Origin of the sequence: Mycobacterium sp. ACS4331 (assembly GCF_001667265.1) — a bacterium.
Classification (GTDB): Bacteria; Actinomycetota; Actinomycetes; order Mycobacteriales; family Mycobacteriaceae; genus Mycobacterium.
The window spans coordinates 39,440-46,905 of sequence record NZ_LZHW01000109.1; the positions used below are offsets into that span (position 1 = coordinate 39,440).

A 7,466-nucleotide genomic window follows, 5' to 3' on the forward strand; every position below is an offset into this window, starting at 1 on the left:
ACCGTACTGCACCGGGTTCGTCTGCCACGGGCTGATCAGTGCGGCCGCGGAGACACCCCGATGTCGGGGGTACGGTCCCGACCGTCCCGAACATGTGACGGGAGGACGACGAACCTGAGTCGGGTTGTTTCGCCGATCAGCGTTTCGGCTAGCCGTTGTCCATGAGCGACCAAGACGAAGACACCACGAACCCCCCTGAAAAAGTCGAAGTCACCGAGTCCGCCAAGGAGAAGGCCGCGGACATGGCGAAGGCGTACGAGGACCGTCCGACCGCTGTGCTCCCCGGGTCGCACAACACCGTGACGGGCACCGCGGTCAACGACTGGCTCGATGAGGACGGCAACCCCAAATACGGGCAGGACAAGCAGGACCAGGACTAACCGGCGGGCCGGTGCCCGCGTACGCGCTCCTGTGTGCGGTAGTCGTCGGCCAGCGCGGACACATGCTCCGGCAGGCGCCCTGAGGCCACCTCGGCCAGGCTGGTCTGTTCGAGCACCGCGCGCATACTGGCCCTCAGCGCCCGCCACACGTCGGTCAGCGCCTCCGTCGGTCCCGAGTACGGCAGGTCACCCAGGCCGATGTCACGCACGCTGGCCAGTGGTCCGTCGATTGAGCGCAGAACGTCGGCGATGCTGATCTCGTCGGCGCCCCGCCCCAACTCGTAGCCGCCGTCGCGGCCTCGGTGACTGCGCACGAGTCGATCGGCGCGCAACACCGACAGGATGTCGACCAGGAACTGCGGCGGGATTCCCTGAGCTTTGGCCAGGTCGTCGGTCTTGACCAGTTCACCGGCGTCGACGGTCGCCAACTGGACCATCGCCCGCACGGCGTACTCCGCCTTCGCCGACATCCGCATCACACGGATTCTGCCATTGCCGCGTGTCAGCCCGGGATTGCCGCGGCGTCGGGGACGACGACGGCGAACAGGTCCGCGATCGCCGCGAGGCTCGCGGCGTGCACCGAGGAGGCCGGAATCTCCCCGCCGGTCGGGTCGGGCAGCGCCCGCGTCGCGGTCGCTGCGGCGACCACCGAGGGCGCGTAGCCCAGATTGAACGCCCCGCGCGCGGTCGAGTTGACGCACATGTGGGTCATGAATCCGGCCAGCACCAGGTTCTGGACGCCGGTGGCCTTGAGTCGCTCATCGAGATCCGTGGCGACGAATGAGTTCGGATAGTTCTTCACCACGACGGGCTCGTCACCGCGCGGCGCGACACGGTCGACGATGGCACCGATCTCGTCGCGCACGTCGTAGGGCGATCCCGGTCCCGCGTCGTGCTGGATGTGAATGATCGGGATGCCCGCGGTCCTGGCGCGGTCCAGCAGACCCTCCGCCTCGTCAAGGGCCGCCTGCACGCCCTCGAGTTCCATGACCCCACGGGTGTAGGTGTTCTGGCAGTCGATCAGGATCAGCGCGGACGATGCCAGGCTCTCCGGTTGGGCCGGGAGTCCGGTCAGGGCACGCAGCGTTGGGTGCTCGGTCATGGCCTGCAACCTATCCGACTCCGAAGCTCCTCGGAACCCGGGCCGTGGACGGTAGGTTCGACGGCTGTGACGGGTGAGGGGTGGCGGGCCTTTGTCGACGGACTTCGCACCGCCGGGGACACGCTGACCGAATCGACCGCCGACCTCGACGCGCGGGACCGCGCCGACGGTCAGCGCGCGCTGGTGCGGGCGGTCAACAACCTGCTGGGCCGACTGGAAGTCGACCGCGACCGGCCCGAGTTGGCGCCGTTCAACGGCTGGCGCGAGAAGTTCTTCATGGACAACCCCGATTTCCGGTACTGGATCACCGACATCCGCGACGATCGCTCGTATGAGATCACCGGCAATGTCGGGGATTCTGTGTACCAGTCGATCACGGTGTACAGCGGGAGCGGGGTGGCCGACGCGGCCGCGGTGGCCCGCTGGGACTCCGACGACCTCGAGGTCGACGCCGCCGGCAACCTCACGCTGACCCTGACTGATCTTCCGTCCGGGTCCTCGTCGGTGTGGGTGCGGTATGCGCATCTGCGGTCGGACCCGGCACAGCCGGGGTGGTGCGGTGTCGAGGCGCTTGACACCGCCTCGGCGCCTCCCGAACCCGCGGACCTCGACCGTGCGTTGAGGCGACTGGGCACCGTGATCGCCAACGTGCCCAAGGTCTTTCAGCTCTCGATCGCCGAGGATGCGCAGTCACCCAACTCGGTGCGGCACTGGTCGGCGATGGCCGGGGGCGCGGCCTTCACCGAACCGGGGATCCACTACCTGCGCGGGGCATGGCACCTCGCGGACGGGGAGGCCCTGGTCCTCGAGGGCGTACCGCCGCCGTGCCGGCACTGGAACATCGTGCTGTACAACCGCTTTCTGAACTCGCTGGATCACCGGCATCGGACCGTGACGCGCACCGCAGCGTCCACCACGCTGATCGACGGCAGATTCCGGTTCGTCCTGGCCGCCGAGGACCCGGGAGTCGACGGCTATGACTGGCTCGACACCGAAGGCCTGGGTTTCGGGTTGTTCGTGCTGCGGTTCCTGCACGCCGACGCCGAACCCGCACTGCCCGTGGCCCGTCGAGTGACGCTTGAGGAGTTGCGATGACATGGCAGGCGCCGCGGCGCAGTCCGGTGGCGGAGCAGATCTACGCCGAGGCCGAGAAGGACCGGGCGGACAATCCACACCGGTACCGCTTCGATCCCGACGCCGTGGCCGAGCGGGCGACCCGACGCGGGGAATTCCCGGTGTCGCTGTTCGCGGACGGCTGGGCCGACGGACTGCGGGAGTATCTGGGCTCGGCCGAACAGGACGGCCGACTCAACGCCGTCGGCATCCGGATGGCCCTGCAGTCGGCGACCGGCCGGCTGACGGCGGGCGCGCGAATCCGCAGGTGTCTCAACGACAATCCGGCCCCGCCGGAGTTGACGCCCCCGATCGTCATCGTCGGAGGATGGCGCACCGGCACCACCTTCCTGTACCGCCTGCTGGGCACCGACCCGCGGCTGCACGCGCCCCTGCCCGCCGAACTCGTGTCGCCGTGGGTGTTCACCGACCCCGACCACCCGAACCCCGCCGAGATCAGTGCCACCGCCAGCCGGCTGCTGCACACCCTCAACCCCGACATGGCCACCGTCCACCCGTCGGGCCCGGCGCTGCCCGAGGAGTGCGTGCTGGGCATGGGCACCGACCTGCGCAACTGGGGTTTCACGTCGATGATGCGCCTGCCGAGCTACGCGCAATGGCTTGCCGCCGAGGACTTCACGGGCACCTACACGCGCTACCGTGAGGTGCTGCAGCTGCTCGCCACGCACGACGACCGGCGGTTCGTGCTCAAGGCCCCGGCCCACACGGCCGAGTTGGACCACCTCATCGAGACGTTCCCGGGTGTGGTTGTGGTGCAGATCCACCGCGACATCGTGTCGACGCTGACTTCGGGCGCCAGCCTCTTCGCGGTTTACCGCAGCACCTACAGCGACGACGTCGACCCGATCGAGGTGGGCCGCCAGCAGGTGGCGCAGAGTGAACTGTGGTTCCGGCGTGCGGCCGAGGCACGCCGGGGGACGCCGCCGGGCGCCGCGACATTCGTCGACATCGACTACCGGGACCTGGTCTCGTCACCGAAGGAGACGCTGGCCACGGTGTATTCGTCGGCCGGTATGGCACCACCGCGGGACCTCGACGGGTTCCTCGACGCCTACAACCGAGCGCACCCGCGGGAGGCGCACGGCACACACCGCTACACCCCGCAGGAGTTCGGCATCGACGCCGACGAGATCAGGGAGCGATTCAGCTTCATGCCGTTGCGGTGACCCGCAGGACCGCCTCGGCCAGTTCCGGTCGGCACACCACCAGGTCCGGCAGTTTCGAGTCCTCCTGGTTGTAGACCAGGGGCGACCCGTCGATGCGCGAGGTGTGCAGACCCGCGGCCCGGGCGACCGCGACGGGCGCCGCGGAGTCCCATTCGTACTGCCCGCCGGCATGCACGTAGACATCGGCCAGCCCCTGCACGACGGAGGCCACTTTGGCTCCAGCGGAACCCATTTCGACCAGCGTGCCACCGAGCGCATCGCGCACGGCCAGCGCGATCGCCGGGGGGCGGGTGCGTGACACCACGATCCGCGGCGTCTGCGGAGCCGTCGGGGGCGCCGCGACGGTCGGGGTGGCCAGCGTGACGCCCTGCGCCGGAAGCGCGACGGCGCCCGCGATGAGCTCGCCGTCCTGCCACAGCGCCACGTGCACGGCCCAGTCGTCGCGGCCCAGTTCGGAGAACTCGCGGGTGCCGTCGAGTGGGTCGACGATCCACACCCGGTTGGCCGTGAGCCGCTTCGGGTTGTCCACCCCCTCCTCGGACAGCACTTCGTCGTCGGGCCGCTCGGCCTCCAGAGCCGCCATCAGGAAGTCGTGGGAACGCTTGTCGCCCGCGGCCTTCCGCTCCTCGCCCGTGGCGCCGGCCAGTCCGTCGCGCACCCGCAGCAGCAGTTCGCCTGCTTCTCCTGCCAGCCTGGCGGCCAAGGCGTGGTCGGTCATCCGCGACTCTCCAGCAGGTCGACCACCTGCTGCGCGCCGTCGTCTGGGCTGAACTCCGGAGTCAGCCGCAGGTCGGGGTTCTTGGGCCGCTGGTACGGGCTGTCGATTCCGGTGAAGTGCGTGATCTCACCGGATCGCGCCTTGGCGTAGAGACCCTTGGGGTCGCGCGCCTCGCAGTCGGCCAACGGCGTGTCGACGAAGATCTCGAAGAACTCCACGCCGGCGTCGGCGTGCACCCTGCGGGCGAGTTCGCGGTGCTCCTCGAGCGGACTGATCACGGGCACGAGCACCGTCAACCCGGCGTCGGCCATCAGTGTGGCGATGTGCGCCAGGCGCCGGAGGTTCTCCGCCCGGTCGGCCATCGAGAAGCCGAGATCGGCGTTCAGACCGTGGCGCAGGTTGTCACCGTCGAGAATGTATGCGGGACGGCCGAGTTCGAGCAGCTTCTGCTCCACCAGCACCGCGATCGACGACTTGCCCGAACCCGACAGGCCCGTGAACCACAGCGTGCGTCCCCTGGTCAGGCGATCCTCGGCGGACACCAGCGACTGGTGCCGCACGGTGTTGGGGGTCGAGGTGCGGGTTGCCGCGGGGGCGGTGTCGCGGACCATGCCGGCCGCGACCGTCCCGTTGGTGTCCGGGTCGATCAGGATGAACGAGCCGGTCGCCGGGTTGCGGGAGTACTCGTCGAGCAGCACCGGCACCTGAGAGCGCAGCGTGACCCGACCGAGCTCGTTGAGCTTGAGCGCCGTCGCGCTCTTGTCGCGATGGAGTGTGTTGACGTCGAGCCGGTAGTCGAGCGCACTGACCCGGACCCGGGTGGTGCGGGTGGTGTGCTTGATGACGTAGTCGCGTCCCGGCTCCAGCGCCGAATCGTCGGCCATCCAGCACACCGTGGCGTCGAATTCGCTTGTCGCCGTTGGCTGATTGTTCGGCCTGGCGAGCATGTCACCGCGGCTGATGTCGATGTCGTCGGCGAGGCTGATCGACACCGCCATCGGCGGGAAGGCCTCCTGCACCGGACCGGTGGGACCGTCGATCGCGGTGATGCTGGTGGTCTTGCCGCTGGGCAGCACCACCACCTCGTCGCCGGGGCGCATCACACCGCTGGCGACCGTGCCGGCGTAGCTGCGGTGGTCGGCGTGGTCGACGGTCTGTGGCCGGATCACGTACTGCACCGGGAACCGGACGTCGACCAGGTTGCGGTCGCCGGCGATGTAGACGTCCTCGAGATGGCTCAACAGCGCGGGTCCGTCGTACCACGGGGTCTTGTCCGACTTGGTGACCACGTTGTCGCCGTTGAGCGCCGACAGCGGAATGGTGGTGACGTCGTGGATGTCCAGACGTGCTGCGAATGCATGGAATTCGTCGCGGATGAAGTCGAAGCGTTCGCGGTCCCAGTCGATGAGGTCCATCTTGTTGACCGCCAGCACGATGTGCTGGACGCCGAGCAGCGACGCCAGGAACGCGTGCCGGCGGGACTGCTCCAGCAGACCGTGCCGCGCGTCGACGAGGACGATCGCCAGCTGCGCGGTGGACGTGCCGGTCACCATGTTGCGGGTGTACTGCAGGTGACCGGGGGTGTCGGCGATGATGAATTTCCGCTTGGCCGTGGCGAAGTAGCGATAAGCGACGTCGATCGTGATGCCCTGCTCGCGCTCGGCGCGCAGGCCGTCGGTCACCAGGGCCAGGTCGGTGTAGTCGTTACCGCGTTCGGCCGAGGTGCGCTCCACCGCCGCCAGCTGATCCTCCATGACGGCCTTCGAGTCATAGAGCAGGCGGCCGATCAGGGTGGATTTGCCGTCGTCGACCGAACCGGCGGTCGCAATGCGCAGAAGTGTCGTGTTGGCACTCATCAGAAGTAGCCCTCCCGCTTGCGGTCTTCCATTCCGGCTTCGGAGATGCGGTCATCGGCGCGGGTCGCGCCGCGTTCGGTCAACCGCGACACCGCTGTCTCGGCGATCACCTCGTCGACCGTGGCCGCCGTCGACTCGACGCAGCCCGTGCAGGTGACGTCGCCGACGGTGCGGAACCGCACCGAGGTCTCGAAGACCTCTTCGCCGTCGCGTGGCTGCATGAATTCGTGCACCGCCAGCAGCATGCCGTCGCGCTGGAACACCGGGCGGGTGTGCGCGTAGTAGATGGCCGGCAGCGTGATCTCCTCAGCGCCGATGTAGGCCCAAATGTCGTACTCGGTCCAGTTCGACAGGGGGAACACGCGGATGTGCTCGCCCTTGCGGTGCCGGCCGTTGTAGAGGTTCCACAGTTCGGGTCGCTGGGCCTTCGGGTCCCACTGGCCGAACTCGTCGCGGAAGCTGAACACGCGCTCCTTGGCGCGGGCCTTCTCCTCATCGCGGCGGGCCCCGCCGAACGCGGCGTCGAACCTGTTCTCACGGATACCGCGCAGCAGCGTGACGGTCTGCAGCGGGTTGCGGGAGGGCCCGTTGTCCACCACTCGCCCGGCGTCGATGTCCTCCTCGACGCTGGCCACCACCAGGCGCAGGCCGTATTTCTCCACGAGGGCGTCGCGGGTGGCGATCACCTCGTCGAAGTTGTGGCCGGTGTCCACGTGCATGACGGGGAACGGGAGCCGCCCCGGCGCGAAGGCCTTGATCGCCAGGTGCAGCATGACGATGGAGTCCTTGCCGCCCGAGAACAGCAGCACGGGCCGCTCGAACTCGGCGGCCACCTCGCGGATGATGTGGATCGCTTCGGCCTCGAGCGCGCGCAGGTGGCTCAGCTCGTACTGTCCCGCGGCGGGCTGAGTGGTCTGACTGGTCATCAATTCCTCGTAAAGTTGGTTGATCTGACCAAGATTATGAACTCAGTAGAGAATGCCAGCCGGGCGCTGGTCCAGTCAAGAAAGCTTCGGCGGGGGGGGGGGGGGGGCCCCCCCGCCCCCCCCCCCCCCCGCGAGGCGAAAAGAAGAGGTGGGGGTGGAGTGGGGAGTGGTGGCGGTCGGCGGG

Annotated in this window: 8 protein-coding genes; 3 read left to right on the top strand and 5 right to left on the bottom strand. The window is 68.6% G+C overall.

Translation table 11 applies throughout. The features are described 5' to 3' along the window. Nucleotides 1-161: 161 nt before the first annotated feature. Nucleotides 162-380, top strand: a complete 219-nt coding sequence (locus tag A5727_RS25970) for a hypothetical protein (RefSeq protein WP_068257519.1) — start codon at nt 162-164, stop codon at nt 378-380. Here the strand turns inward: A5727_RS25970 and A5727_RS25975 are convergent. After that, on the bottom strand, nt 377-856 hold the full coding sequence (locus A5727_RS25975; protein ID WP_068257522.1) for an Rrf2 family transcriptional regulator: 480 nt from the start codon (nt 854-856) through the stop codon (nt 377-379). The two genes, A5727_RS25970 and A5727_RS25975, sit on opposite strands and share 4 nt — an antisense overlap. Nucleotides 857-882: 26 nt before the next feature. Then, nucleotides 883-1,482, bottom strand: a complete 600-nt coding sequence (locus A5727_RS25980; RefSeq protein ID WP_068257525.1) for a cysteine hydrolase family protein — start codon at nt 1,480-1,482, stop codon at nt 883-885. 66 nt (nt 1,483-1,548) lie between these two features. Between A5727_RS25980 and A5727_RS25985 the strand changes: the two genes are divergently transcribed. Together A5727_RS25985 and A5727_RS25990 are read left to right on the top strand one after the other, a co-directional pair. Continuing rightward, nucleotides 1,549-2,577 (top strand): DUF1214 domain-containing protein, encoded by a 1,029-nt coding sequence (locus A5727_RS25985; protein WP_068257528.1) that lies wholly within the window; start codon nt 1,549-1,551, stop codon nt 2,575-2,577. Further along, entirely contained in the window at nt 2,574-3,782 is a 1,209-nt protein-coding gene (locus A5727_RS25990) for a sulfotransferase family protein (RefSeq protein WP_068257531.1), read from the top strand. The genes A5727_RS25985 and A5727_RS25990 overlap by 4 nt, the downstream gene beginning before the upstream one ends. Here the strand turns inward: A5727_RS25990 and A5727_RS25995 are convergent. From A5727_RS25995 to cysD, 3 genes are read right to left on the bottom strand one after another with little or no spacing between them, the layout of a single operon-like run. After that, the gene (locus tag A5727_RS25995) at nt 3,766-4,500 is read right to left on the bottom strand and encodes a 3'(2'),5'-bisphosphate nucleotidase CysQ (protein WP_068257534.1); all 735 of its coding nucleotides are present in this window, start codon (nt 4,498-4,500) and stop codon (nt 3,766-3,768) included. The genes A5727_RS25990 and A5727_RS25995 overlap by 17 nt on opposite strands. After that, the gene (gene cysN, locus A5727_RS26000; protein ID WP_068257538.1) at nt 4,497-6,356 is read right to left on the bottom strand and encodes a sulfate adenylyltransferase subunit CysN; all 1,860 of its coding nucleotides are present in this window, start codon (nt 6,354-6,356) and stop codon (nt 4,497-4,499) included. The genes A5727_RS25995 and cysN overlap by 4 nt, the downstream gene beginning before the upstream one ends. Next, the gene (gene cysD / locus A5727_RS26005) at nt 6,356-7,282 is read right to left on the bottom strand and encodes a sulfate adenylyltransferase subunit CysD (protein ID WP_068257541.1); all 927 of its coding nucleotides are present in this window, start codon (nt 7,280-7,282) and stop codon (nt 6,356-6,358) included. The genes cysN and cysD overlap by 1 nt, the downstream gene beginning before the upstream one ends. Nucleotides 7,283-7,466 lie beyond the last annotated feature (184 nt).

What these genes read in the sequence shown, in the direction of transcription:
- A5727_RS25970 (WP_068257519.1), top strand. Translation starts at nt 162, where the DNA reads ATGAGCGACCAAGACGAAGACACCACGAACCCCCCTGAAAAAGTCGAA.
- A5727_RS25975 (WP_068257522.1), bottom strand. Translation starts at nt 856, where the DNA reads ATGCGGATGTCGGCGAAGGCGGAGTACGCCGTGCGGGCGATGGTCCAG.
- A5727_RS25980 (WP_068257525.1), bottom strand. Translation starts at nt 1,482, where the DNA reads ATGACCGAGCACCCAACGCTGCGTGCCCTGACCGGACTCCCGGCCCAA.
- A5727_RS25990 (WP_068257531.1), top strand. Translation starts at nt 2,574, where the DNA reads ATGACATGGCAGGCGCCGCGGCGCAGTCCGGTGGCGGAGCAGATCTAC.
- A5727_RS25995 (WP_068257534.1), bottom strand. Translation starts at nt 4,500, where the DNA reads ATGACCGACCACGCCTTGGCCGCCAGGCTGGCAGGAGAAGCAGGCGAA.
- cysN (WP_068257538.1), bottom strand. Translation starts at nt 6,356, where the DNA reads ATGAGTGCCAACACGACACTTCTGCGCATTGCGACCGCCGGTTCGGTC.
- cysD (WP_068257541.1), bottom strand. Translation starts at nt 7,282, where the DNA reads ATGACCAGTCAGACCACTCAGCCCGCCGCGGGACAGTACGAGCTGAGC.